This window comes from Acinetobacter sp. 809848, assembly GCF_000581275.1.
In the GTDB taxonomy this organism is placed as follows: domain Bacteria; phylum Pseudomonadota; class Gammaproteobacteria; order Pseudomonadales; family Moraxellaceae; genus Acinetobacter; species Acinetobacter pittii.
In genome coordinates, this window is record NZ_JEXG01000201.1 from 1 (window position 1) to 405 (window position 405).

The following is a 405-nucleotide window of genomic DNA, read 5'->3' on the forward strand; positions in this document are numbered from 1 at the left end:
GAAACACCTGTAATTGTTGTAACACCTCCCACTGTTGCAGTTGTAACGCCTGCTGAACCAATCATACTTGCGCCCAAACCAACTGTAGTCCCACTTGCTGCTGTTCCTCCAGCCGCACCTGCCGCTGCAGCAGTTCCTGAACCCATCGTAAGAATTGTCACAATAATAACAATAATCGCAGCTCCAGCTGCTGTTAAACCTTGTGATTTATAGTCCCAGTCTTTTTGAGTTAGTAAAACTTTTTGCCAATCTACATCTTTTCGATTCACTAATTCTTTTAAATATTCATTTCCTGGTTTTTTAGATAAATCAAGAATCGCATCACGTAGCTCCACCTTATTAACGTCTTTTTCACTTATTGGAACTTGTACACTCAAACCACCTGCAGCTTTAAAGGTAGGTAAA

At 40.7% G+C, this 405-nt stretch carries 1 protein-coding gene; it reads right to left on the bottom strand.

Going from position 1 to position 405, the window contains the following annotated elements; translation table 11 throughout:
• Positions 1–405, bottom strand: a 405-nt coding sequence (locus tag J536_RS25955) for a hypothetical protein (protein WP_171071523.1), incomplete at both ends; no start/stop codon positions are given.